Origin of the sequence: Mucilaginibacter pineti (assembly GCF_900101875.1) — a bacterium.
Lineage (GTDB): Bacteria > Bacteroidota > Bacteroidia > Sphingobacteriales > Sphingobacteriaceae > Mucilaginibacter > Mucilaginibacter pineti.
The window spans coordinates 32216-57618 of record NZ_FNAI01000020.1 but is presented as its reverse complement, the minus strand read 5'-3'; the positions used below and the strand labels follow the sequence as shown (position 1 = coordinate 57618).

The following is a 25403-nucleotide window of genomic DNA, read 5'->3' as shown; positions in this document are numbered from 1 at the left end:
ATTAAAAGGTATATCTTAAACTCAATTGCACCTGGGTTCTGGAACCATAATAATCAATACTGTAGGGTTTACCCGGCGTGTTAAACTGATATAGCGGATAACCTCCTGGGTTTTGCTTTGGCGGAAACAATACAGGTGTAAGCCCCACACTTGATGTAGAATTGAATGTATTTGGTGAGAAATATTGAATGCCCCAGCTTTTATTGATGAGGTTGGTGAGGTTCATTACATCGGCTGTAATGGTTACAAAGCTTTTGCTATCTTCCTGAAGGTAAATATCATGTGACAGGTGCAGATCTGCCTGTATGTTCCAGGGAGTACGCCCTTTATTCCGCTCTGTAAACTGCCCGCGCCTGCTACTCAGGTAACCGTCTTTGTCAATATAATTATTAAACGCGGCAGCCTGTTCTATTGCCGAACCGGCAGCATTATCCTGGAAGAAACTGATAGCCTCATTTCTTTGGGGGATATAAGCCAGACTTACCTGCTGCGGCAATCCCTGTACGCTGTTATTAACAATACCGTAAGTAAAAGGACTGCCAGACTGGGCACTAAAAAACAGGGATACATTGCTTCTACCCGCTTTTGCCCATACCTTACTATAACTAATACTGCTTACAATGCGGTGCCTGATATCAAAATTACTATTAGCCAGCGTTGGATTATTGGGTACCAGTGATTGGTTCAACTGCCAGTTTGATTCCATAGAATTACGCACCCCGTTTGAAAGATCTTTTGATTGCCCGTAGGTATAGGAAACTGATGCCTGTAGCACACTGGCAATAGTTTTACTGATACTTCCGGTTAAACTATAGCGGTAACCCTGGCTGGTATTGCTTAACAGATACGTGTTTGAAAAACGCTGATCAACCGTGCCGCTATATATAGGCTGCTGACGGTTTTTATCATATGGATAGTAAGTAGGATTATCCTGTACGTTTAACTGCTGAAACAATACGTCCTTTATATTTTTGGTGTAAATAGCCTCAACAGTAAACTTCCATTGATCGGTAGTAGTGTAATCTGCAGCTAAACTGGTACGTAATACCTGCGGCATTACAAAGCCATTATCTATTAAATCAACCTGTGTTTTACCACTGTTCGGATTATCAGTAACTGTTCCGTTATCCCGGATGAAGCCTGCAATGCCGGTTGCCCCTCCTTTAAGCGGATTACTACCGGCCACAAAAGGTTTTTGATCTGCTTTTTGATCAAAGCCACCATAACTGTTACCCGTATTGTAATAGGCATAGGCAAGCCAGGCCATAGGAATACGACCGGTAAATAACCCTGTACCACCACGAATTATCAAACTTTGATCGCCAAACCAGTCATATCTAAATCCTACCCGTGGAGATAGCTGCACCTTATTCAGAAACTTATTATTGATCTTTTTTAATGGCGTATAAGTGTATGTTGTTCCAAAAAAAGGATCATCCATTGCTGTACGGGTTTTGTCGCTCAGTTCCGGCAGATCTGGCAGATCGGTCATATCCGCCCTTAAACCCGGGATCACTTTAAATTTGTCAGAAATTGTTATTTCATCCTGCAAATAAACACTGTACATATTTACATTAAATTTAGCGCCGGGGTTATTGAGGATATAATCCCGGTTATTATTAGTGTAGTTATAGGCGCCGCGTACGCGGTAAGGGTTATTGTTTAAATAATCTTCAATGCTATTATAATCTACACGCCCGTTCCAGGCGTTTACAAAGCCATAGGTAATATTGTACAACTCATTATGCGTGCCGACAGTAAAACGGTGTTTACCAACATTCCAGTTAAGATTAGCCGTTAGTTCCAGTGTACGCTGCTTCATATCAAAGATACTTGCTTCCCTATCTGTACCTAAATAAATGGTGGTACCGGGGGTACGGCCCATAATTTGTATCTGCGGAAGACTTGGATCGCTCAACGGATCGCGGGAATCATTTACCATAGTATAACCTACCAGTACATTGCCTGAAAGATTATTGGTAAGCCTGCTTTTTAATTCGGCAACGGTAGAGCTTTGATTATTCTTCTGCAGATAAGCCATACTGCTGAACCTGAAATCCTGCTGATCACGATCCATGCTGGTTGCCTTGGAAAGGATGGTATTATTACGGATAGCCAACTGGTTTCTGTCATCAATATTCCAATCAAGCCTGTTAAAAAACTTGGTTGACCTGGAATAGGTGTTAAAAGCTCCTGCTGTTCCTGCATTAAATGGACTGGCCTTGCTTATTGCCTCAGCATCGGCAACACTTAGTATCTGACTGGTTTCTGCCTGACCAGCCATGAGTTGTACCGGGTCCTGCCTGCGAGTAACCTCTTCATTGCTAAAAAAGAAAAGTTTATTTTTAATGATTGGGAAGCCTACCCGGAAACCCGTCTGGTAATCATAAAAATCGCTGTTCATTTTACCAAGCGTTCCCACCCTATCGTTACCTGTTAAGGCAGCATTACGGCCAAAACCATATACAGAACCACTGAAGGCATTGGTACCGCTGCGGGTTACTGCATTTACAGAACCACCGGTAAAGTTTCCTATCTTAACGTCATAAGGTGCCAGGTAAACCTGCATATCCTCAATAGCGTCAAGAGAGATGGGATTGGTACGGGTAGAACTGCCCGCCATTCCGGATGTACCCGATTGGCCGCCTAAAGAAGGACTAAACCCAATGGCATCGTTGTTAATCGCTCCATCAATGGTTACATTGTTGTATCGGAAGTTACTGCCGCCAAAGCTGTTATCCTTACTGGCCTGGGGCACCAGGCGGGTTATGTCTGTAATGCTTCGCGATACGCTTGGCATATTACGAACCTGTGCCGCGTTGATGTTTTTACCCGCACCGTAGGTACTGGCCTGTGCCCCCTTTTTGGAAGCTTTTACAACCACCTCCCCAAGCTGTTTAGCGTTATCGGTCAATACAAAATCTAATTGTTCAGCGGCACCTAAACGTACGGTTACATCTTCTTTTTTTGAAGGATTCATGCTAACCATAGTTGCCTCAACACTGTATGGGCCGCCTATACGCATGTTTGACAAATAATAGTGGCCATCTTTATTTGCTGCAACTGCGTACCTGGTACCTGATGGCTGATGAACAGCCGTTATTGTAACCCCGGGTAAAGCTTGTCCGGCGGCATCTTTCACCGTACCGCTAAGCGAGCCGCTTGTTTCCTGGGCCTGTATTGCGCAAGGCAGTAGCAGCACCAGGAATAATATTATTTTCTGGAGTAGTTTATTTAACGTCATCTCTAATATCTTAATTTAATTTACTGGGTAATCTTCAGTACGCTTCCAATAGTGTGTAAAACGCCGTTTCCGGTTAGCACGTCCTGTTTACTAAGGCTCACTACAGCGGTATTTCCCGTTCCTTTCAATTGAATTCCGCTGAAAGCCCCGGGTATCTTTGGATCGGGTAAAAGCCGTATCTGTACAGAATTTCCATCCATCATGGTTTGCTCTGTTTGATTAGAAGTACCCGTGCTGAGTATATAGTCATACACAAACCGGCGGTCGTTCAGGATATGATAGCGTAAAAAGGTTGCCAATACCGATGGATTGGCTTCATTAATAGCAGCCAGGGTAGGCAAACCATAAGTGATCATTGCCGCGTTATTAGGGGCAAACACGGTTAAAGGTCCTTTGCCCTGAAGTACCCCCAATAAACCTGCACGCTGAATAGCCTGGTAAAATAAGCTCAGGTTTTTATCCGAAGCAATGGCATCGGTGATCTGTTCATATTTAAAAGGCTCCAGCATCCGGTCAACCACCTGGATAAGGCCGTTTGAAGCCATTACATTTTGCGACAGTACTCTTGAGCCATTAATGGTAAGTATGGTATCGGTTCCCTTTACCCAGTGTGTTACAAAAAGTTTCCCGCCGTTTGATGAGCGAATTTCCTGATTGAACAAAAAAGGCAGTTTATTGAGTTCATACCTGCCATTAAGGATGTGGTAATTAATGATAGACGATATCCTGGCGGGCACCTCTCCCAAAACGGCCACGCTTGAACCATACCCCGCCCTGGCAAATGCATCATCAGAAGGGGTGATTACGGTGTAAGGGCCTTGTTCCATCATTTTGGCTCTCAAATTACTTACAGTAAGGGCTGTGTTGAATATAGATAGGTTAAAATTATCAGCAATCACATCGCTGAGCTTGCTGTTGTCCTGTGTGCTTGTAGCCTGTTTATCTTTTTTACAGCTGTACAGGCAAATACTAAAAGTTAGCAGGGCCAGTAAAATATATTTATAGTTATTCATTGATTTCCTTTTAATTCGTTAGCGTTTATCCGGGTACTAAAACCTGAAATCCCTGGGCACCATAAAATGATCAACCACATGAATAGGTCCCATAATGGTATTGATATCTGATTCAAGAATTTTAGCTGCCGGACGATTAGATCCTATTACCTTTATTGTTGTAGCACCATTACTCTTTTCAAAATCAAATGGCATTAAATAAGGTGGATAGGTGCCGTTATAGCCAGAATTAACCAACGTAAAGCCCGACAAAACAGCATTGGTTAAATCATTGGAATAGAAATTATTTGCGGCTTCCTGTCCGCCGCCATAATTGGGATCATAATAAGCAAACATCTTCCCCCAGCGGTGGTAACCAATAAGGGTATCCGTAGCCAATCCTCCTATTACAGAATAGGTATCAAAATCAACTGTTGGCAATGGATTACGATCATTCAACGCCATTACATCATCTACCGTTTGATAGCCCGCTGCATGAAAAACATCATCGGGAATGGCAAAAACAGAGGTAAACGCAACCGTGTTATTATAATCAGGAATAAGATTGGTAGTAAAGTCATGGGGTTTAATGCCATAAGTAAGTTCGGTAAACAAGGCATCATTTCGTTCATTCAGTTCCAGGTACATCTTAAACCGTCCGTCATCACGCAATGCTTGTAAAATTGTTTTTGTTGGCTTATGCAGTATCTGATCTATTGGCCAAAGGGTTCCGTCCTTTGCCTGTACAGGTACTGATTTCCCGGCTGTTTTACCATTTATAAAGAGCTCGCCATCTGTTAATTTAAGATACTGAAGATAATAGTAAGGGTCATAAACTGTAGCTCCATATACAGCAGCCGAAACCTGTAAGTTTACATTTGGCAGCAGCGTTTTACTTTTCAGGTTTTCTTTCCTGCCCTGCATATCTTCCAGGCTTATGTTTGCTAATAGCGTATGATAGAGCAATATACTGTCCAGCAAAGCGGGCGAAGTTTTATTGATCACCTCCAGCGTTAATCCCCCGGCTGTAAAAGCGGCATCGGTTGGCACAAGCAGTGTAAAAGGCACCTTGTTTCCTTTTGTCTTTAAAATACTATCCATACCGCCACGTTTCCATGCGGCTTTAAATAACGTATATGGCGATGCATCGAGCGCTTCTTTCAAAGTAAGGGTAAGATCAGTATGCGGAACAACCTGCCCTTCAGGCTGGGGCATAAATTCGGCTTTCCTGCAGGATACCAGCGCGGTTACCAGCAAGGAAAAAACAAATAGTTTTAATAATTTCATATCAATTGTTTGTTTTAGATAAATCAATGTTTTAAAGCCTGTTGTGGTAGTAGCAATAGTCCCTGAATATCATGCACCAGGCCATTATCGGTTAAGTTATCTGTTAAGGCCGGCAACAGACCGCTTGCACCTGGGTAGCTATCATAAGGGTAATCAAACGCCGTTCTGAGGCTTACAGAATAAGTAAGCGCCGCTGTATAATAGTCCCTTACTGATCCTATGGTCATATACCAGGTATCGTTATTGAGCTGTTTGGTATAGCCAGACTCTAAATTGATAATTGAGAACACATTAAAATCAGAAATAAAGAAGTGCTTATTATTTAAAATATAACTACCAAAAAGACGCTCGCCAACATATGCCGCCGTATCCATACCGGCAATTGATGCTGCTGTTATGTTACTGGCTTCAAATATTTTATTTTGAGGCGCAAAAACGGTAAAGGGACCGGTTCCGGAAAGCTTATCCCAGAGGCCAAACTTTTTTAAGCCACTCACAAAAATGCTATACTGCGGGCTTTTGGCTAACCAGCTTTGAACCGTACTGGCCGGTGTATATTTCATTACTTTATTTAGCACATGAATTACACCATTGGCCACCGTAACATTGTTACGGGTAACTGATGACCCATTGAAATAAAGATAATTTGCCGGATAACCATTATTGTTAGGCGAGTAGCTTGCCAGGGAGGCATAAACCTCTGTTCCGGCCAGTGTATGGTAGCGAATATCAACACCATTTACGGGAACATCATTAAACAATAGTCGCTGATCTAAAATGTGACGTTTCACCAATTCTTTAAGGCTATCGGTGTTCATCTTATTAAAGTCGGCGGCGGTGTGAATACCGATTTCATTAAAGGCTGTATTATTAGGTACCAGGAGCGTAAAGGGACCTTTACCCCGTAACTGCTCTGCCATTCCTGATTTTTCTAAAGCGGCCGAAAACAAGGTGAGCTCATAATTATTTTTAATGAAATCTGTCGCCAACCTGAAATTTTCATTTTCCTTGGTAATCTGCAGGTCTTCATGCTTGCAGGAGCCGAGTAACAGCAACGTTAATGCAGGAATAAACAGCAGTAAATTTTTTATTGATTTTATAATATCCATTTGAATTATATTTAAGATATGATCGGCGCTATTAATAAATCGGAGGGGCGTATTTTCGTTGTACAGTAGTGAGGTAAACATTTCCATTTACTATTTCAATGGTATTTACTGTAGCAAACGAACGCATGTTGTACTTACCCGATGGAATGTTCACGATCATGTTTGTTAACAAAGCACTATTTTGATTTCCGGGTACAAGTGTCTGGCCTGTAAGGATACAATCTATGGGAGCCCAGTTACCGTCTGTATGCGATTCAAATGTGTAGTATGGGTTATTTGAAGGATCTAAACCTGGCGCCATGATATCCAGGTGCTGCCATATACCGGTAACAATACCATTTGATGTGCCATCGGCAAACAATGGAAAACTGTAATATGGATTTACATCCGGTACCTCTGTATTACGGGTAAGGCCACCCATAAATTTTTGCGTGTAACCAGGCACGGGAGCCTTTACCGAAAGGTTGGTTTTGTACAACGTATAAAAAACATTCATCTTATCTTTTATACCATCGCCCAATGCTCCCGACTTTGCATAGGCACTTTTCAGGGTGCTGCTTGCCTCCTGAAATCCTTTGGCACTCATATTATAAAAGTTTACATATACGAGCGAATCTGATAATGACAAATTCTGAAAATTCTCTTTCCGCAGGTAGATGCCGTTCTTCTTCTTAACAAAATCCTTTTGCAATACATGAAGTGTATATACTTCCTTAGCATCAAGCGCCAGTGTAGTATCAATAAGTATATTGTGCTTTAATTTAGGATCCAGATCAAAGAAAGGCGTATTATTAACAGGCCTGAACATAAATACAACCCGGTGTTTACCAAAGGGGATCTGCGCCCAGCTGCTTAAATCAAACCCGTTAAGAATTGGACCAACCAGCACACTTTCTTTACCGGGATATTCCGGATTTTTATAGGATATACTTGTCCCCACATGTGAAGGGTATGGCGGTGCATAAGGTTCACGCTGATCCAGGAAATCGCCCTTAATAGCTGCGCTAACCGGCATCCCGTCGCCATCCATTACCGGGTCAATAAGCATGGTTAAAAAAGGCACAGGTTCATCCTTATTTTCAAGGGATATCGTATAGTTTAGGTTATTAAATACCCGTAAATAAGCCGGACTATCTATTTTCGCATATTCTACTTTGCTGCAGCCCGAGGCAAATACCAGCAAAGCTGCGGTATATAACAGCATATTTTGTAATCTCAATCGTAACATAAATTCGCTATTTACTGTGTTTTACAATGATCATTTTTGCTTTCTCTGCGGTTGGTACACCTGCGTCGGTTTTACCTACAAGCGCGATCGTATAAAAACCAGGCTCATGATTAGGCAGCGTTCCTCTAACATATAGCGCCGGCCTGGCTATCAGATCTTTCCCCGTTAAAACAGGAATATCACTTGCCCACGTGCCGGGTACCACTGCCGGGGTAGAACGGAATGCCATAATCTGGTACGGATTAGCATTATAAACCGCCCTGATGTAAGGAAACTCTATGGGGACGATGCCAGGCCGCAGGTTATTTACAGCGCCGGTATTGAATCCGTAAACGCTATTGAAATCCTGTGCATTATCAGTAGTGAGGGTTAAATAAGGCATATCCGGACAAAGGTTCAGGAAACGCATGGTGAATGAGAACTCATCATAATTACGTGCATAAGTAGCATCATCTGTTGCATTACCAACCAATGTGCCGCTCAAATCATTAGCCACCGCCGTAATAGTGGTTTTGCCACCAGCATCAGGATGAACCCAAAGGGTATAGTTGCTATTTGCGTCGGGTTTTAATGATGTGCTTGCTAATACCGTACCCGCAGCATTAACTGCCTGAATAGTATATTGCCCAATAATGAACGTACCATATTCCGTATAGCTGGTATAATCAATGGCCGCCCCTAAAGGCTTGCCATTAACCATAATTTTTATACCATTGATGCCCGGAAGGGCATTCACGGCCTGCATACGAGAATAGGTAATATTTACCGGTTCGGCAATATCATTAATCAGCCTTAAACTGTTTTGATAAGCTGTAGTGGTTTCGCCGGTTGTGGTACCTGCCGTTGGAATATTAAACTGGCGCGGGGTAACAACCATGGTATAAACACCTCCCGGCGCAAACGTTTTAATTGGCGCATAGGTAAGGCTGGTACCAACAATTGTGGAAGTGGTGGGGTTTAACACCATGTACTGTCCGTTGCCGGGTACCTGTATACCATTAGTGGTTAGTACTTTTAATTGAGCAGTACAATACGGCAGTTCAATATATTCGGAATACTTCCCTGGAAGGATATTACTGGTTTCACTGCTCACTGGCGTACCATCGGCCCAGGTGAGGCTCAATGGGGTTACCAGATCTTCTAATCTCGGGTCGCCGGTAACTTTACCTGTAAGGTTTAAGATCCGGATTTTAAAATGTGATGGATCAGGGGCAGCGGCTATTGATCTTGGTATTTTTAAAAAATCCGGCAAACCCGCCGTTAGTGCATTAGAAGCCGGGCCGGGTAAAAGGTAGTAATCAAGAGCCTGCTGCGCATCTTCCTGAACTTGTAAATCCAAACGGGCACCTCCGCCCTGATAACTCTTAGTTTCAACTAATAACCTGGCCGAGCTATTAATAAGTAAACCCTGCGGAATGCTCCAGGTAGTGCCCAAACGTCCGTTATCGGGAAAGTATTTAGTACCGGGATAACTATTTTCAAGCGGATCATTTAATGGCCTAACCACATAATTGGTCAGCGTATCGCCATTTACCTGTAGCTGATTGTAGCCGGCCAGGTTAATGATCCTTACAGATGAATTTTTACGCACATCGGTTATATTCCGGTTATCGGTATTAAAGTCCTGTTTAGTTTTTTTACAAGAGCCAAGCACCAGCAATAAAAGCAGGCCGATCCAAAAAAATGAGCCGCTTAAATATTTATTTAGTTCTTTCATTGTTACAATAAATTATAGGTAAATCCCAGCATGATCTCGCTTCCCCGTTCATAGCTCCGGTTAATGTATTCGTTACCATACCATTTGCCGCCAGTACCGGGATTGGCGTATACTGTTTTTACTGCCGGGTTGAGCACATTTTTCATATATCCCTTAAACAATATTTTACGGGTTACACGCTGACTGAACACAAAATCAAGCACTGGAACCGGCCGGGTATAGAGGTCGGGTTCGCCGGTAAGGTTAATTTGCACCAGGCGTTCGCCTACCATATTGAATGTTCCGGTGAGGCTGGTACCCGATTTTTTATTGTTGTAATTCAACCAGCCATTTACAGAATAAGGAGCCTGTTCAAACAAAGGACTATTGTTTGGTGAATGCCTGTCGAGAGAACGATTAGCGGCTAAACGTTCGGGAGATTTTTTAATATCACTTTGCGCCAGCATCAGGTTAGAACCAATGGAGAAATTGTTGAGGGGGTCCCATGTCTTTCCAAGGTCTTTCACAATTTCTACCTCAAGCCCCCATACCTTACCGGTATTCGGATCATTTTCAAACCGGATAGTTGGGTACTCGGGATAAGTAGCCGCCAGGCCGTTTGTTTGTAAACTAAAAACCTTGTACAATTGGTTTTCTATCCGTTTACCAAAAAGTGAAAAAGAGATCACCTCTCCCGGAGAAGGGAAATACTCCCAGCGAAAATCCAGATTTTGAGTAGATTGATTGATGAGATTTGGGTTACCAACTACAAGCCCCATCTGAAAAGCATCAAATTCAAATACATTGGTTATTTCCCGTAATTCTGGCCGGGCCAGGGTTGTGTTATAGCCAACCCTGAAGTTCATATTCTCCTTGTAGTTGTAAGTCATGTTTAAGGAGTAATAAGGCTTGTATCCTACTTTATAAACAGAGTTTGGATTAGTTAACGATAAGGGAATACGGGTACCATCTGCACCGGGAGTTGTTAAAGCAGGATCAAGGAAAACACCCGAAGTATCAACCGCCGATTGGATATTGGTAGATTCAAAACGTACCCCTCCGGTTACCCGGAGATCTTCGGTCAATTTAAGATCAAGCATGGCATAGCCAGCCTTGGTTTCAAAAAAGCCTTTATAATTATTGGGCGACTTTTGGCTGTTGTACAGAAACCCTCCTATCGGTGCAGCACCTTCGCCTGTGCCAGAAGTCATGGAATGTATGCCAATAACATCAGAACTTACCAACCTATTGAGGTTACCCTCTACGGTGTATAAGGGCAATGACCCTAATGATGAGAAATTAGACCCTGGCAGGAACAAAACATTCTCGGTAAATACCCTGTCGCGGTTCAGGTAGTTAAAGCCGGTTTTAAATTCCTGTTTTTTACCAAATAATTTAAACGGAATACTCACATCTGCCTTGTAATTATGGTTGGTTTCATCAAGATTACGGTACCTGCGGCCATTGGGTTCGGCCTGGATAATACCATAAGCACCAAAACCGTTTACATAGCCAGATGAAAGCGCATATAAATGATTCGCATAATTTTGACCTGGATTGGTGTTTACCGACCCAACCACTGGATTTGAAGAATAACCGCCTCCGCGTGGCATATAGTCGGCAAGCGTAACAAAGCGGTAATCCGGATCATTCTGTAGCGCCTTTGATGAGGCTACGTTATAACTCAAACGCGGAGAATATTCACCCTTCAGGAATTTATGCTCACCCTGTAAATTAAAAGTATTTAATGTGCGATAAGATTGTTTAAGGGAGTATATGGTACTTTTTACATCGCCCGGTAAACCAGTGTAATCATACTTACCATTTAAGTTGGTTGCCTGTGTTTCACCACCCCAGCTACCCAGATATTGCATACTAATTTCATGCCTTGAATTAAAACGGTACGTTAACCCCACTAATCCACCATAATTTAATGTTTGCGTGCCTGTATTTTCCTTATAGGTTTGATACTTACCCATGTACAAGCTATTAGGAGTAATATAATTAGGAATATTACGCGGACTGCTTACCTGCGGGTTACCGGTGATTACGCCCTGGTATATACTATACTGCTGAACATCTCCGCCAGAAATATCAGTAGTACGGCTATAATAATTGAAGCCGGCAATTACCCCCAGTTTATGTTTCTTAAAAATTGTATAGCTATCGCCAAAAGTGGCCGAGTATAACTGGTTAAGCGGTGTTTGTTTGTATTTGGTAGTTAATACAGGGTCAAAGCTTTGCATTATTCCATTTATCCGGTTAACCTCTTGCTTTACTTCGGGGCTATAACCGCTATTAGCAATCATGCGCTGTATTTGTGGCAGGCCTCCTTTGTATTGTTTAGCCAGGTTTAAAAAGTCAGGTGATAGATTTTTCTTGTTGATACGGTTACCCAAAAAGCCCATATCACTATTGTAAAAGCTATTGTGCTGACCGCCAATCCCAATATTGGAGTTGAAGCCTGTTTGCACAACCATTTCAAATACCATACTGTCTGGTACCGATTTGGTTTTCAGCTCCACAATACCCGCAGCAGCATCGGCCGGCTTATCGGGAGTTACCGTTTTAAAAATGGTGATATTATCTAACAGCGATGCGGGCACCAGATCAAGGGGGATTGCGCTTCGGTCGGGATCTGAAGAGGCTAAGCGGATACCGTTCAACTGGCCTATTACGCTTCTGTCGCCCAAGCCGCGTATGGCTACATATTTATCGTCGGTAACTGTAACACCAGATACCCTTTGAAGCGCCTGGGTTGTTGTGATACTGGCCGTTCGCTCTATCTGCGCGGCCGATATGGCATCCTGCACAATGGCCGACTTTTTCCGTTCGCTAAGTACAGAAATATCAGTATTGGTTTTTCGCCGGGCCTGAACCGTAACCTCGCCCAATTGTGTTGAAGAAGCTTTGAGGCTGATATTTATCTCTTTACTGCCGGCATCTACCTTAATTTCCCTTGTCTGATAACCAATATATGAAACCACTAAAATGCCGCCCTCTTCGGGTACGGTAATACGATAGCGGCCGTTACCATCAGTCATAGTGGTAACACCTCCGGTTTTGAGCCTTATACTTACACCAATAAGCGTTTCCTTGTTTTTTTCATCGGTTATAATACCTGTAACCACAAGTGGTACTGGCTTACTATCCACAACAATATAACCATCAACAATTTTGTACTGTAAATTGGTATTGATCAATATTTGTTCGATTGCTTTTTTAATGGTAATTCCATCAGCAACCAGGTTAATTTTAGATTTGATACTTTGTAACGACTGTTCTCTGATAGAGAACCTGATGCTGCTTTGCTCACTAATGGCCGACAGGCCCTGCGCTACAGAGGCATTTTGCAGCCTCATGTTAATTTTTTGATTAAGATCCTGACTCTTTACATTATTAGCCAGCAACATGCTCATAAAAATAAGCTGGGCTGCAATAACAATAAAAGAACATTTCATAATAAATCTGATTGAAGGATATCGTTTTAATCCTTTTTGCATATTTTTGAACATTACGGGGTATTCGCCGTAAGGCGATAATCTGTTAAATCCCGTATCCTTTCAGGATACGGATCGCTTTAAACCGGGAGGACGTCGAAATTCACACGGTTTATTCGTAAAATGCGTTCCCTGCCTCTGGCGGGGAATGTTGTTTGTAGCAATAATTACATACCTATACCTTTCTGTTATTTATGATTAATTGATAATTACCGTATTACCCTTAACGGCATATTTAAAGTGCCCGGTAGCACTCAGTACATTCATAATATTATTAAAAGGCCGGTCGGCCTGTAAGATGACACTGATTCTTTCGCCCGATTTTTTACTATTTTGATACTGAACATGTACATTATACCAGCGTTCAAGTACATCGGTAATGTTTTTTAATGTTTGGTCATTAAATACCTGGCGGCCATCTTTCCATGATCTCACATCATCAATTACGGCCTTACCGGCAAATGCCTGTCCATGATTATACGTTACTTTTTGACCAGGAGTAAGTACCGCAAGTGAACTATGGCTTTTGCCTGTATAATTGTCAACTCTTACCTTTCCTGTAACTACAGCAACCACAAGGGGCTGGCCTTTAAAAGCTTCAATTTTAAAAGATGTTCCCAACACTTTGGTTTGTACCGTTCCAGTATGTATAATAAAAGGCTTTTTAGGATTTTTGGTCACTTGAAAAAAAGCTTCACCTTGTAACGAAATTTCGCGCAGGTTACCGGTAAATACTTCGGGCACTGTTAGTTTACTCCCTGCTCCTAAAAAAACCTCGGAGCTATCAGGTAATATAATTTTTGATCTGCGACCGTAAGGATTGACCATTTCACGCATAGCAACCCGTGGTTCAGCAACGGGTTTTGATGAAGACCAAAAGCGATAGGTGAAGAAACCAATTACAAATACAGCCCATATGGCCGCATAAGAAAGGTATCTGCGTTGGTATAAAACCCTTATAAATGCCGATTTGCCCTGCCTCTGGCTATCAATTTCCTGGTTGTTTAACTTATTATAAAATTTATTTAATTGCAGATCCAGATGCGGCTGATCAATATCATTTTCGGGCTCAAGGCTTGTCCAGGTTTCTGATAATACTTCCTCAAAAAGGTGCTGCACTTCTGGCAAACTCATCAATTTCTGCAATTCCTCCATTTCCTGGGGCGTGCAGTTTTTGTTGATGTATTTCCTGATGAGATGTTTATTCCTGTTTTCTAAATCCATTTTATGAGTGCTTCATTAATATAAACACCATTATGAAAGAGCACCACCTATTGAAATGAAAAAATATTTTCTTTTGTGAATAGCTGCATCATCCAGAGCAGGACTCGCCGGCAGATTCATTAAAATATTAAAAATGGTAATGCAGCAAAGCAGATAGGCTAAGCCAGATAAATCAGAAAAAAAGTAAGGTAATAACCAGGAGTACAATTTGATCAGTATACTCTTTAAGATGCTTACGAAAAAAACTAAGCGAGGCAACCATATAATTCTCAACCGTGTTCACAGAAAGATCAAGATGTTTAGCAATTTGAGGATAGGTCATATTTTCCTCCCTGCTCATCCGGAATACCTTCTGGCGTTGAGGGCTTAGCTCGTTAAGTTTCTGTTTATAAAGCTTTTCGAGTTCGATATATTTAACTTTATCTTCAGCAGTAGCAGAGGTTTGGATAATTTCAGGGATAATTTGATCTATGGAAATAGTGGCTAATATTTTTTTTCGATGATGATTATAAATAGCGTTTTTGACAGAACGCTGAAGATAAGGACGAAGATCAGTATCGATTGTTATTTCTGCCCGCATTTGCCATAGTCTTAGCATCACGTCCATAATCAACTCTTCCGCTACCTCGTAATTGTCGACATTTTTCAACGTATATCTAAAAAGCGAATCGTAGTACCTTTTAAATAAAATATTATAGGCATCGGCATTGCCAAGAAGATGTTTCTTTAATAATATACTATCCGGTAAGTCCCTATCTGCTTTTGACATGTTCGACCAAAAAACTTTGGGCAAAAGTAAGCAGCATCAATCACTACACAGATTAACATAGTATTAACTTATTAATTAATTAAGTTACACGAAAACTCCAGCCAACGCCCCATTTTCCTTGTCCTTCGCCTACCATCTGAAATAACCAATTACCTATTGTTTGTTATTACAACGATAACACAACTTTAACGGCGGCTTAAAATTTGCCCGGTTAATAACCCTGCTTATAAGGTTTGAACGAACACCAAGCCAAACATATGATCTTGATAAGTGGGCATAATAATGGCTCCGGTTGCGGGATCTTGTCCTTTATGGCTGAACTGTTTTTTTATTACCGGATACAGCAAGTAAGACAACTTGGTAGATAATATTCCAATTCCGGCACCTGCCACTACATCACTAAACCAGTGTGCGTTGTTATAAATTCGTAAAGTAGCGGTTGTTGCAGCCAATGTATAGCCGGCAACGCTATACCAGGGCGAAATATCACCGTATTCCTGATTAAGAAATTCTGCCGATGCAAAGGCGTTCCCTGTATGGCCCGATGGAAATGAATTACGATCGGCACCATTGGGTCTTAAACGGTTGGAGGCTCTTTTGGTAATAAAGGTTGTTCCCGCAAAAATACCTTCAGAAAGAACATATAATGCCGTTCGGTCGGCAAAGTTATGTTTACCCTTTACCCCTGCAATATTTAACCCATATACCATTATGGCAGGTACAAACTGGGTAATATCATCAATGTTGGTTTTAAAATTTGGATGATCGGCCTGCCGGTCATTGTGTATATCATAATCAATTTGGCGGATACCTTTAATATGAAAAGAAAGCACACCATAGGTAATAAAGGCAACCGGAGGGATGTAAGAAATTAAAGCATTGTTGTATTGATGGCCCGATTGAACTGAGGTAACAGAATCTTGACCCGGTGCCTGTTGTGCTATGATCCTTACGGGAACAAGCATCATTAAAATAATGAATATTCTTTTTAAAAACATGAATGGCATTTTGAAAAACGTTTATTACATTTTCAATTTACCATATCAATTCTGTAGAAAATCTGAACTTTTCTTAGAATAGGCCGCATATGACTTTATTTTGATTAATTCTTTGCCCCCTTGTCAATTAATCCAAAATGTTTACAAATTGCTGTATTAGCTTTCGCAAAAAAACAGTGAAAATACTCATCATTGAAGACGAAACCGGGCTTCGCGAAAGCATTGAGGAATACTTTAGTGATACCGGTAATATTTGTGAAAGCGCCGAAGATTATAGCACAGCATTAAGCAAAGTAAATTTGTACAGATATGACTGTATACTGCTTGATATAACTTTACCCGATGGCAGCGGTATTGATATTCTTAAAAGCCTGAAGGATAACAACCATAAGGATGGCGTTCTTATTATATCGGCCAAAAACTCTTTAGATGACCGCCTGAACGGACTTTACCTTGGTGCCGACGATTACCTTGTAAAACCCTTTCATTTATCCGAACTAAAAGCGAGAGTAACAGCTATCATAAGGCGTAAAATGTATGATGGAAATAACTTTCTTCATTTTAATGAGATCGATATAGACCTATCTGCAAAAACTGTTAAAATATTAGGTGATTATGTAAAGTTTACCCGTAAGGAACTGGCCCTGCTCATTTATTTTATTGCCAATAAAAACAAGGTTGTTTCAAAGAACGCTATTGCCGAACATCTTTGGGGAGATGGTATTGACCTGGTCAATAACTTTGATTTCATTTACTCACATATAAAAAACATCCGAAAAAAAATGGTTGAAGCCGGATGCAAGGATTATATAGAGGCAGCCTACGGTATGGGTTATAAATTTGTTGACCGGTAAACCCTTTCATGATTCCAATTCAACAAACGAGCCAACGTAAATTCAAATAACAAATTGACTATCAAATAATTTACTACAAAAAATATACAGATTGATCATTTATCTTGATAAAAAAATACAATTATGAAAAAGATCATTTTAAGTATGGTAATGGCCGTTGCCGCAGTAGGTGCGGTAAATGCGCAAAATGTAAAAAGCGCAATGGTTCCTGCAGCTGCCAAAGCAGCGCTATTGAAAAAATACCCAATGGCCGGCAAGGCAACATGGGAAAAAGAAAAAGCTAATTATGAAGCCAACTGGGGCGGTAAATCTGGCGAAGATATGTCTGTACAGTTTACACCTGCAGGGGAATTTGTAGAAGAGGTTGTTGCCATTAATCCTTCACAACTGCCACAAGGTGTTGCATCATATATTAAGCAAAACTACAAGGTTTCTAAAATAAAAGAAGCCGGAAAGGTAACCGATGCCAGCGGCCTTGTTACTTATGAAGCCGAAGTAAAAGGAAAAGACCTGGTTTTCGATACAAAAGGCAATTTCCTTAAAAAGGATTAAATGACATTTTAATATCAAGTGCTTTGCTCAGTTCTTTATAGATTAAAAATCACTTTTTAAAACGTTTGTCGTGAGCTGGCAAACGTTTTTATTTTAAGAGCTTCCTGAACTCGCCTCAAAACAAGGTGGTAGTGAAACCCATACTTAAATTAAAACTCTGCGCGTTCAACAGGCGGTAATTACCGCGTGGAGATAAATAAAAAAAAGAGGGTTCAATGGTCACCGCGAAATGTTGGGCCAGGTAATACTCCAATCCGCCGCTTACCTTAAATGACAAATGGCTACGGCTAATCTGGTTTACACTTATCGCTCCCTGATCAATATGTACCCTATCGTAATTATTTATCCCGATACCAGGCTGTAGCAAACCAAACACCTTGAAGATACCCACCTTTTGGCGATAACCTAAACCTAAAGAAAAAATGGTTGACGATAGTTTACCGGTAGTTACGTTAGTAGGTGAATTTTGATATACCTGCTGGTAATGGTTAGTTATAGCATCGTAATTAAACCGTATAAATAATGCGTTTCCCTCAACAGGTCTAAACTCCAATGCTGTGGTTAGCATAATTCCCCGTTTTAAATCTAAGTGGGGGTTTCCGAAAGGATAACTTATCCCTAACCCACCCGGAAAATAAAACTTTGATGTGATACCGCTGTTTTGCGCGTAGCTTTTAACAACGGTTACCAAAGTAACGGGCAATAGCAATACAGCACATTTTAATAACAACGATAACTTCATAAATGCCCGGCAACGGAAATAAAAGCCTACTTACGTACTAACTTTTGAAAAGGAATTTTAAGGATATTAAAGAACCTGCCGTTTCTCAAAGGTTCCATATGCGTATCTACGCCATAAACGGTGTCCTTTTTTTCAAGCTCGGCATAGGTTCCAAACAAGCGATCCCAGACGCTTAAAACATCGCCATAATTACGATCTGTGTAAGGTAACTGGTAATGATGATGAACCTGGTGTAAATTGGGGGTAATGAAAATTAGTCCTATAATTTTGTTTGCCCGTGCAGGCAACCTGAAAGTTGTATGGGCTGCAATATTTGAAAAGGTTTGAACCGTTTGTCTTAACACTATAACGGCAGCAACCGGGCCAAGCAAAAACACCCAAAGCATTTGAAATGCCATTCTTACAAATGTTTCACCGGGGTGTTCTCTTATGGTAGTAGATACATCAACCCTTAAATCGCTGTGATGCACGAGATGAAATTTCCACAAAAAATCAAGTTTATGCATAATAACATGATAAACATATTCGCACAAGTCCATTAAAATAAAAAGGCTTATGTAATAAACCCAGGCATTTTTACTGTAAGGTAAGTAATGAATTAAGCCCCAATGATGCAGGTTAGTCCACACGGTTATCATAAGTACAAAGCTTACCATAACCAGTTGTATAGGCAAGGCTGTAAAAATAAACAACAGGTTTACGCTGGTATGTTTAAATTTAGCAGGAGCTAAATCGGCAGTAAAAAAAACCTCGCACATCCACAATGAAATGATAATTATAGCGAAGTAAGCCAACTGAACAATATCCTGATACCGGGAAAGCGTTGATTGAACCGTCATTTTTTATAATAGGGTTATAACTACTGACCAATTTTCAAGTCGCCGGCAGGTGACATCAATAGTTTATGTAACAAACATATATACTGATTATGAAGTAAAACTGAATTTTTTAAATTACTTTATCCTTTTTAACAAGTTTTAACATTTATAAACAAAAGTTACCAAATAGTAACGTTGTAAATTAAAAGTAAATTCCAATACTGGCTGCGCGGGAAAAATTACATTTGCTTTATAGAAAGCTATCAAATTACCCAATAAGCCCCTCCAATATTAAGCCAATATTAAGCTTTGGTTATCGAATAAGTAATTTGGCAAATATTCAGTATTCCTCCAACATTCAGCGGGTTTATTTGCGCAAAATTAAACCCGTTGTTCATGAAATACCCGTACTTTCTTCACCGGCTTTTGCTGTTTTTTGCATTAAGCCTTTTATTTTCAATTCCGGATTTTGCCCAAACCATAAGAGGAAAGGTAACCGACTATAAAACCGGCGAACCCCTTGTTGGTGCAACCGTACATTTAATCCAAAATGGCGAAAGCCGGGCCAATGCCGTAGGGTTAAATGGTGCTTACGCTTTCAAATCTGTTAAAACCGGCGTTTACAGGTTACAGGTGCTGTATGTGGGCTATAATTCCTCACAAATTTATGAAGTCGCGATTACTGCTGCCGATGAAACAAAAATTATAAATGTAAGGCTGTTAGATGCAAGCCAGCAAATAGCGGAGGTTAAAGTATCTGCCCAGGCCAATAAAGAAACAGACCACGCAGCCAGAAATATTGAAAGAAATGCACCGGTAGTTTTAAACGTGCTATCAGCAAATACCATACAATTATTGCCAGATGTTACCGTTGCCAACGCATTGCAACGTGTAAGCGGCGTAACTATACAGCGTTCTGCCGCCGGCGAAGGGCGTTATGCCATTATACGCGGTATGGATCAGCGCTATAACTCAACACTGGTGAACGGCATTAAAATACCAAGTCCCGATCCGGATTACCGTTTTGTGCCAATGGATATATTCCCATCAGAAATGCTGGAACGTTTAGAGGTAATTAAAGCACTAACACCCAATATGGAGGGTGATGCTATAGGTGGCGCCATGAACCTGGTAATGAAAAGCGCGCCGAGTCATTTTATACTTAGCGCCAATATCTCGGGCGGTTTTTCAACCCTGTTTTCAAATGGCCGCCTATTTAATGCCTTTAACTCGTCGCCTAACAGCCAATCGCCTGCCATAGTACATGGTAACAGCTTTGCGGCCACCCCGGCAGATTTTAACAACAGCGCATTTACCAAACAGCATAGCCTCAATAACCCGATGAGCTCAACTGGAGGCTTAACCATCGGCGATCGTTTTTTGAATAATAAGCTGGGCGTAATTGTATCTGCCAGCTACCAGAATGTTTACCGCGGATCCAACTCCAAACAGCTTACGCCAAACGCGCAACCATCGCCAGATCCGCTGCCAAACTCTCCTTTGTTTTCAGACGCTTATGATCGCACCTATTCTACGCAAACACAACGCTTAGGTATCCATAATAAAATTGATTACGTGATCAACAGTAAAAACAAGTTATCGCTTTATAATTTATATATCCATCAAAATGAATTTGAATCGCGTTTAACTGCTGATACGCTGGGCTTAGGCTTAAACTCCACGGCTTTAAACAAACAAATAACCATTGGAAACAGGAGTACGCTCACCAGGCAAACCATTTACAACTCTACACTGCATGGTGATCATATTTTAGGCGATAAATTTATCTTTAACTGGGATGGTGTTTACTCTGTTGCAAGCAGGCATATGCCCGATAGAACTGAGTTTTTGTATGATGCCAACAAATCCCTTAACGCCGCCGGTGTGGTAACAAGCGAAACGGATAACAATACCGAGTTGATTCATCACTGGCAAAACAATCGCGATCATGACGTAAGCGGCTACGCTAACCTGATCTATAAACCGGTGATTGCCGGCCACGAAGTGGAGTTTTCTACAGGAGGATTATACCGTCACAAAACAAGGGATGCCGATTATATTGATTATCATTTAAAAGGCGGACAAGCCTTATATAACAACAACTTTAACACATTGCCTTTTGTTATTACTTTGCCCGCCGGTGGTTTAGGCAGTAACAATGACCTGTTGGAAAACAATTATCACATCACCGAAAATGATAATTCAGAATACGTGCAGGTAAAATTTAACCCATGGCCTAAATTGCAGGTTTTGGGAGGTGTAAGGGTTGAAAATACCGATATGACCTATGCCACTCAATCACCATCAACGGTTACACAACGAAGCGGTAATATAAAATATACCGATGTGCTGCCAAGTATCCATTTAAAATATGAATTAACGGATAACCAAAGCTTACGCGCATCGTATTTTTCGTCAATCAGTCGCCCTGGCTTTGGCGAGATTATACCTTATAAAATTTCGGGCGAGTATTTTGACCAGGAAGGCAACCCGGACCTGAAGCACATTACCGCAGATAATTACGATCTGCGATATGAATTTTTCCCCGGAGGAGCTGATCAGTTTTTATTGGGTACTTTTTACAAAAAAATATACAACCCTATTGAGTACTTTGTAGTACGTGAAGGCGCCGGACCAAGTGCACAGGTCATAAAACCACAAAACGACCTTAGTAACGCAACCAACTATGGTATAGAAGCCCTTGCAAGTAAGTTTTTTGGCATTATAGGTTTCTCGGTTAACTACACCTATACACATTCAAGAATCACCACTTCAAAATTGCTTTATTACAAAGATAACACGCCCGAACAAAAGTTGCACCAGGACCCTGTTAATGAAACGCGCCCTTTACAAGGCCAGGCAGATAATGTGGGCAACGCTTCTATCTTGTTCAAAAGTCCCGAATTAGGTTTGGATATGCAGGTTGCCTTTGTGTATACAGGCGAGCGCCTTGCACAGGTTTCTCCATATTATAACCTCGATTTTTATCAGCATGCTTACAACCAATTAGATTTTTCTTTTGAGAAATCTATCAGTAAAAAGCTTTCATTTTATGGTAAGGTAAATAACATTACCAATGCGGCCAGCAAAATTTACTTAAAATTTCCGCATGATAAACTTACTGCCAAACAACAGGAGTTTTTAGGCAGCCAGGATATAGCAGCCCAAACCCTTGTACAAAGTGATTATTATAAAACCTTTCTGCTTGGTGGTTTCAGATATAAATTCTAATAAAATATAACGATGAAAAAATATATAATTCCAATTATTTGCATTGTCCTTTCAGCAGCATTTTCTGGCTGTCAGAAATGGAAAGGCGAACACAAAGATATTTACAGCTATACACCACCCGCAGCAAGCCCGGTAAGCGATAAAGCTCCCCTGTCATGCAGTGCCAGCGGTACATCAGTTGTATCTGTAAAAGGCACTATGCTTAGCGGTAAAACTTACACAGTTGAAAACGGTTGCGACCTGGTAATTAACCCTTTAGATACCTTGTTATTACAGCCCGGTGTTACCCTTAATATGGGTACCGGCACCAGCCTTATTGTATTAGGAACATTAGTAAGTAATGGCTCAAAAGACCAACCAAACTGGATCACCGTTCCCGGTATAGCTAAAAACGATGTACCAGGTGGTATAATACCGGCCAATGACCCCGCTTATGCAGGTAAGTGGAAAGGTATAATTGGTGGCCCAACCTGTAATTTAATGGTTTTACGGTGGACGCATGTTGAATACGGTGGTCTTCAGGAAGGCGATGCTACCGCAACAATAGCAAAAGCCGGTGCGGGTAACCAATACAGCATTTTGTTTGCCAATTATAAAGGCAACTTTATTATGGAAGATTCATGGCTTTATGGCGGTGTGGATGACCCTATCCGTATATCGGCAGGTCAGATAGCCATATTTCGTAATACGTTTGAAAAAAATGGCGTGCTTGGCGGCGATTGTTTAAATGCCAAAGGCGGCACCGTAGGCACTATGGCCTATAACCTATTTTTAGGCACGGCCACAAACGGGCAAAAAGCCTCCAACAAAGGCCAGGCTACGGGGGCCCCGCAAACAAACATTGTAATGTATAACAACACGTTTATAAGCGGCGGTTACCGGCAGATTCAAAGTGGTCGTGGCGGTTGTATTAATTTTGAAGAAGGCGCCGCCGGTATGTATTATAATAACGTGGCCGTTAACTGTAAGGTTGGTTACAGAGTATCCGGAAACCCTATAGCCGATGTAGCCCATCTGGCTTACGGTAATAACTTCCAGTGGGCTGATTCTGTTAAGGTTGCTAACCAGTTTTACCCTACCGGTTATATTACACAGCCGCAAGTAACAGATATCCCTTCCATAACAACATCGGGCAATTATTTACCTTCAGGATATAAGTTAGGTGATATTTATGACGGTACCGACGCCGTTCAGAAAAACAACCCTGCATTTTTGAATTTCCCTTTACCTACGGTTGGCCATGCTTTAGCACAATACTCGGCAGTTGGCGATTACAATTTCCGTTTGCAGGCAAGCTCACCATTAATTGGCAAAGGTAATACTACTATAAAACCATTAATTAGTGTACCTCTTGATAATATATATGGTTTATCTGAAGTTACGCTTCCGGGTGCCGATTTGGGCGCATTCCAGCTGAACGGAACAGGTAACCAGCATTAATAACACTTATTTACAAGGGATAATTAAATTTTATTTGGTTATCCCTTTTTAACTATCATAAATGAAAAAAATAATCAATTGCTTTTCGGCATTATTACTAATAGCAGGTTTACTACCTTTTAGTTCCAGGGCACAATCTGCCAGCCTCAAAATTGTGTTTATCCGTCATGCCGAAAAACCGGTTAAAGGCGACAACCTTACCTGCCAGGGTATAAGCAGATCATTAAAACTGCCTGCGGTTATTAATGCCAAATTTGGCGTGCCGGCATACCTGTTTGTGCCATCTCTGGGTTTGGGAGAAACCACTAAGCATGCCCGGATGTTTGAAACAATTGTACCGTTGGCCGCAAAGTATAACCTTACCGTAAACAGCAGCCGCACCGAAAAGGATTCGTTAGGTATGGCAGCAGATCTTAAAAGCCGTACGGGAGTTGTTCTCGTATCCTGGGAACATGGAGGAATAGCAGCAATTGTAAGAGCTTTAGGCGTAAAAGATTTCAATTTAAAGTGGCCGGATGATGATTATGACAGCATTTGGATAGTTACATTTAAAAACGGAAATGCATTGTTTACCCGCGACAAAGAGGGAATCGTTGTAACAAGCGATTGTAACTTTTAAACCATTAAATCCATTCAATTTTTTAGTAAAACAAAACAGGCCTGCTCATGATTTGAGCCAGCCTGTTTTGTTTTTAAAGACCGGTGACAATAGTACCGAGCCGTTTGCCAAAGAATAGTTACCTAATCATGCAATAAACATGATAGTTCGATATACATTAATCTATCTATTATTTTTTGATAAATAATAATTGATACTGTACTGCTGATGAATATGATCATAGTTCAGCAGATCGCCATCTGTTCTAAAGCGGGTATCCAAAATATCAAAATGTGGCCCGTTCCTGTATATCTTTTTCAAATTTCCCACGGTAAGCAGGTAAACTTTATCGGAGCCCTTTACACTGAAATAATGGGTAACAATTGGTTTGAAGAGATTAAGCTTATCGCCCGGGCGCTGGTGTTCGTAAATAATGATGGCACCACTTTCCAATACTTTATAATCAGATAAATGAGGATGTTTAACAGCTACAAGTGAGTCCTGAATTGACGGAGTAATTTTAGCATTAAAGCTACCGGCTTGCACCAATGATCTTGAAAAAAGCAGGGCAAGCAAAACAATTGAAAATTTAATAGTTTTCATTTTTAGAAAATTTAAATATGTTAATGCCGAAATCATTCAGCATTAATGGATTAGGAAAAAAGTATAATTAACAAATGGAATGGTCTAATTAGCCGGGATGGCAATTAAACAAACAAATAGAAGAGGAATTACCGGAGGTATTAAATTCTGTAGTTGGAGTAGAGGATATAAAGTGGATAAAGCGGGGCAGGTGGCGCCTGGCTATTGTAGGCGCTTATCTCATTTAAACTGATTCTTTCTGGAGAGGCAGAAATGAAAAAAGCAGGAGTAATTAAAGCAACCGGGGCCTTTAACGTCAGATCATTTTTGGCCAAAAAGTGATTGTCTTTTATATTAAAGTTTATTTTAATGTTCTTACAGCATGCAGAACCGACGGCTTTACCACCACTTTTGAACGAAGCATTAACAGGTACATCAGCCAGTTTACCGCAGCAATAAAACCTCCTTATGGTAACTCCATAAACAGATGCTGAGTAGATAAGGATGAGCAATACAACCGCTATTTTTTTCACAATGCT

At 41.0% G+C, this 25403-nt stretch carries 19 protein-coding genes; 5 read left to right on the top strand and 14 right to left on the bottom strand.

Annotated features, from left to right (window positions below; genetic code table 11):
* Position 1: 1 nt before the first annotated feature.
* The 10 genes from BLS59_RS28135 to BLS59_RS28090 form a co-directional block, all read right to left on the bottom strand.
* The gene (locus tag BLS59_RS28135; protein ID WP_091156258.1) at positions 2 to 3244 is read right to left on the bottom strand and encodes a TonB-dependent receptor; all 3243 of its coding nucleotides are present in this window, start codon (positions 3242 to 3244) and stop codon (positions 2 to 4) included.
* Positions 3245 to 3264: 20 nt separating this feature from the next.
* Positions 3265 to 4257 (bottom strand): fasciclin domain-containing protein, encoded by a 993-nt coding sequence (locus BLS59_RS28130; RefSeq protein ID WP_091156255.1) that lies wholly within the window; start codon positions 4255 to 4257, stop codon positions 3265 to 3267.
* A 36-nt stretch (positions 4258 to 4293) separates the two neighbouring features.
* Entirely contained in the window at positions 4294 to 5523 is a 1230-nt protein-coding gene (locus BLS59_RS28125) for a fasciclin domain-containing protein (RefSeq protein ID WP_091156251.1), read from the bottom strand.
* Between the two features lie 23 nt (positions 5524 to 5546).
* A complete protein-coding gene (locus BLS59_RS28120; protein ID WP_162842801.1) occupies positions 5547 to 6632 on the bottom strand; it encodes a fasciclin domain-containing protein in 1086 nt (361 codons plus the stop codon).
* A 31-nt stretch (positions 6633 to 6663) separates the two neighbouring features.
* The gene (locus BLS59_RS28115) at positions 6664 to 7836 is read right to left on the bottom strand and encodes a hypothetical protein (RefSeq protein ID WP_240315365.1); all 1173 of its coding nucleotides are present in this window, start codon (positions 7834 to 7836) and stop codon (positions 6664 to 6666) included.
* 31 nt (positions 7837 to 7867) lie between these two features.
* Positions 7868 to 9577 (bottom strand): DUF4397 domain-containing protein, encoded by a 1710-nt coding sequence (locus tag BLS59_RS28110; protein WP_091156241.1) that lies wholly within the window; start codon positions 9575 to 9577, stop codon positions 7868 to 7870.
* 2 nt (positions 9578 to 9579) lie between these two features.
* Positions 9580 to 13017, bottom strand: a complete 3438-nt coding sequence (locus tag BLS59_RS28105) for a carboxypeptidase-like regulatory domain-containing protein (protein ID WP_240315364.1) — start codon at positions 13015 to 13017, stop codon at positions 9580 to 9582.
* A 237-nt stretch (positions 13018 to 13254) separates the two neighbouring features.
* Complete coding sequence (locus tag BLS59_RS28100; protein ID WP_091156237.1) at positions 13255 to 14280, bottom strand: FecR family protein; 1026 nt, start codon at positions 14278 to 14280, stop codon at positions 13255 to 13257.
* Between the two features lie 172 nt (positions 14281 to 14452).
* Positions 14453 to 15049 (bottom strand): sigma-70 family RNA polymerase sigma factor, encoded by a 597-nt coding sequence (locus BLS59_RS28095; protein WP_091156234.1) that lies wholly within the window; start codon positions 15047 to 15049, stop codon positions 14453 to 14455.
* Between the two features lie 224 nt (positions 15050 to 15273).
* A complete protein-coding gene (locus BLS59_RS28090) occupies positions 15274 to 16047 on the bottom strand; it encodes a phosphatase PAP2 family protein (RefSeq protein WP_162842800.1) in 774 nt (257 codons plus the stop codon).
* A 176-nt stretch (positions 16048 to 16223) separates the two neighbouring features.
* On the opposite strand from BLS59_RS28090, the gene BLS59_RS28085 reads away from it, so the two are divergent.
* Together BLS59_RS28085 and BLS59_RS28080 are read left to right on the top strand one after the other, a co-directional pair.
* Positions 16224 to 16901 (top strand): response regulator transcription factor, encoded by a 678-nt coding sequence (locus tag BLS59_RS28085; RefSeq protein ID WP_091156351.1) that lies wholly within the window; start codon positions 16224 to 16226, stop codon positions 16899 to 16901.
* Between the two features lie 123 nt (positions 16902 to 17024).
* Positions 17025 to 17453 (top strand): PepSY-like domain-containing protein, encoded by a 429-nt coding sequence (locus BLS59_RS28080; protein WP_091156226.1) that lies wholly within the window; start codon positions 17025 to 17027, stop codon positions 17451 to 17453.
* Positions 17454 to 17568: 115 nt separating this feature from the next.
* Here BLS59_RS28080 and BLS59_RS28075 read toward each other — a convergent pair whose 3' ends face one another.
* Positions 17569 to 18195 carry an outer membrane beta-barrel protein gene (locus tag BLS59_RS28075; RefSeq protein WP_091156223.1) on the bottom strand — a complete coding sequence of 209 codons (627 nt, stop codon included), beginning with the start codon at positions 18193 to 18195 and terminating at the stop codon, positions 17569 to 17571.
* Positions 18196 to 18221: 26 nt separating this feature from the next.
* Positions 18222 to 19034, bottom strand: coding sequence for a sterol desaturase family protein (locus tag BLS59_RS28070; protein ID WP_091156220.1), 813 nt, complete (start codon positions 19032 to 19034; stop codon positions 18222 to 18224).
* Between the two features lie 375 nt (positions 19035 to 19409).
* On the opposite strand from BLS59_RS28070, the gene BLS59_RS28065 reads away from it, so the two are divergent.
* From BLS59_RS28065 to BLS59_RS28055, 3 genes are all read left to right on the top strand, one after another.
* Positions 19410 to 22244 (top strand): TonB-dependent receptor, encoded by a 2835-nt coding sequence (locus BLS59_RS28065; RefSeq protein ID WP_091156216.1) that lies wholly within the window; start codon positions 19410 to 19412, stop codon positions 22242 to 22244.
* A 12-nt stretch (positions 22245 to 22256) separates the two neighbouring features.
* Positions 22257 to 23684 carry a hypothetical protein gene (locus BLS59_RS28060; RefSeq protein ID WP_091156213.1) on the top strand — a complete coding sequence of 476 codons (1428 nt, stop codon included), beginning with the start codon at positions 22257 to 22259 and terminating at the stop codon, positions 23682 to 23684.
* 61 nt (positions 23685 to 23745) lie between these two features.
* The gene (locus BLS59_RS28055) at positions 23746 to 24303 is read left to right on the top strand and encodes a histidine phosphatase family protein (RefSeq protein WP_205411372.1); all 558 of its coding nucleotides are present in this window, start codon (positions 23746 to 23748) and stop codon (positions 24301 to 24303) included.
* A 162-nt stretch (positions 24304 to 24465) separates the two neighbouring features.
* On the opposite strand, the gene BLS59_RS28050 is transcribed toward BLS59_RS28055, so the two are convergent.
* Positions 24466 to 24885, bottom strand: coding sequence for a hypothetical protein (locus BLS59_RS28050; RefSeq protein WP_143014268.1), 420 nt, complete (start codon positions 24883 to 24885; stop codon positions 24466 to 24468).
* A 140-nt stretch (positions 24886 to 25025) separates the two neighbouring features.
* Complete coding sequence (locus BLS59_RS28045) at positions 25026 to 25397, bottom strand: HYC_CC_PP family protein (protein ID WP_091156208.1); 372 nt, start codon at positions 25395 to 25397, stop codon at positions 25026 to 25028.
* Positions 25398 to 25403 lie beyond the last annotated feature (6 nt).

Bases quoted from the DNA above. Each gene is read 5' to 3' on its own strand.
- BLS59_RS28135 (WP_091156258.1), bottom strand. From the start codon at position 3,244: ATGACGTTAAATAAACTACTCCAGAAAATAATATTATTCCTGGTGCTG.
- BLS59_RS28130 (WP_091156255.1), bottom strand. From the start codon at position 4,257: ATGAATAACTATAAATATATTTTACTGGCCCTGCTAACTTTTAGTATT.
- BLS59_RS28125 (WP_091156251.1), bottom strand. From the start codon at position 5,523: ATGAAATTATTAAAACTATTTGTTTTTTCCTTGCTGGTAACCGCGCTG.
- BLS59_RS28120 (WP_162842801.1), bottom strand. From the start codon at position 6,632: ATGGATATTATAAAATCAATAAAAAATTTACTGCTGTTTATTCCTGCA.
- BLS59_RS28115 (WP_240315365.1), bottom strand. From the start codon at position 7,836: ATGCTGTTATATACCGCAGCTTTGCTGGTATTTGCCTCGGGCTGCAGC.
- BLS59_RS28110 (WP_091156241.1), bottom strand. From the start codon at position 9,577: ATGAAAGAACTAAATAAATATTTAAGCGGCTCATTTTTTTGGATCGGC.
- BLS59_RS28105 (WP_240315364.1), bottom strand. From the start codon at position 13,017: ATGAAATGTTCTTTTATTGTTATTGCAGCCCAGCTTATTTTTATGAGC.
- BLS59_RS28100 (WP_091156237.1), bottom strand. From the start codon at position 14,280: ATGGATTTAGAAAACAGGAATAAACATCTCATCAGGAAATACATCAAC.
- BLS59_RS28095 (WP_091156234.1), bottom strand. From the start codon at position 15,049: ATGTCAAAAGCAGATAGGGACTTACCGGATAGTATATTATTAAAGAAA.
- BLS59_RS28090 (WP_162842800.1), bottom strand. From the start codon at position 16,047: ATGTTTTTAAAAAGAATATTCATTATTTTAATGATGCTTGTTCCCGTA.
- BLS59_RS28080 (WP_091156226.1), top strand. From the start codon at position 17,025: ATGAAAAAGATCATTTTAAGTATGGTAATGGCCGTTGCCGCAGTAGGT.
- BLS59_RS28075 (WP_091156223.1), bottom strand. From the start codon at position 18,195: ATGAAGTTATCGTTGTTATTAAAATGTGCTGTATTGCTATTGCCCGTT.
- BLS59_RS28070 (WP_091156220.1), bottom strand. From the start codon at position 19,034: ATGACGGTTCAATCAACGCTTTCCCGGTATCAGGATATTGTTCAGTTG.
- BLS59_RS28065 (WP_091156216.1), top strand. From the start codon at position 19,410: ATGAAATACCCGTACTTTCTTCACCGGCTTTTGCTGTTTTTTGCATTA.
- BLS59_RS28060 (WP_091156213.1), top strand. From the start codon at position 22,257: ATGAAAAAATATATAATTCCAATTATTTGCATTGTCCTTTCAGCAGCA.
- BLS59_RS28055 (WP_205411372.1), top strand. From the start codon at position 23,746: ATGAAAAAAATAATCAATTGCTTTTCGGCATTATTACTAATAGCAGGT.
- BLS59_RS28050 (WP_143014268.1), bottom strand. From the start codon at position 24,885: ATGAAAACTATTAAATTTTCAATTGTTTTGCTTGCCCTGCTTTTTTCA.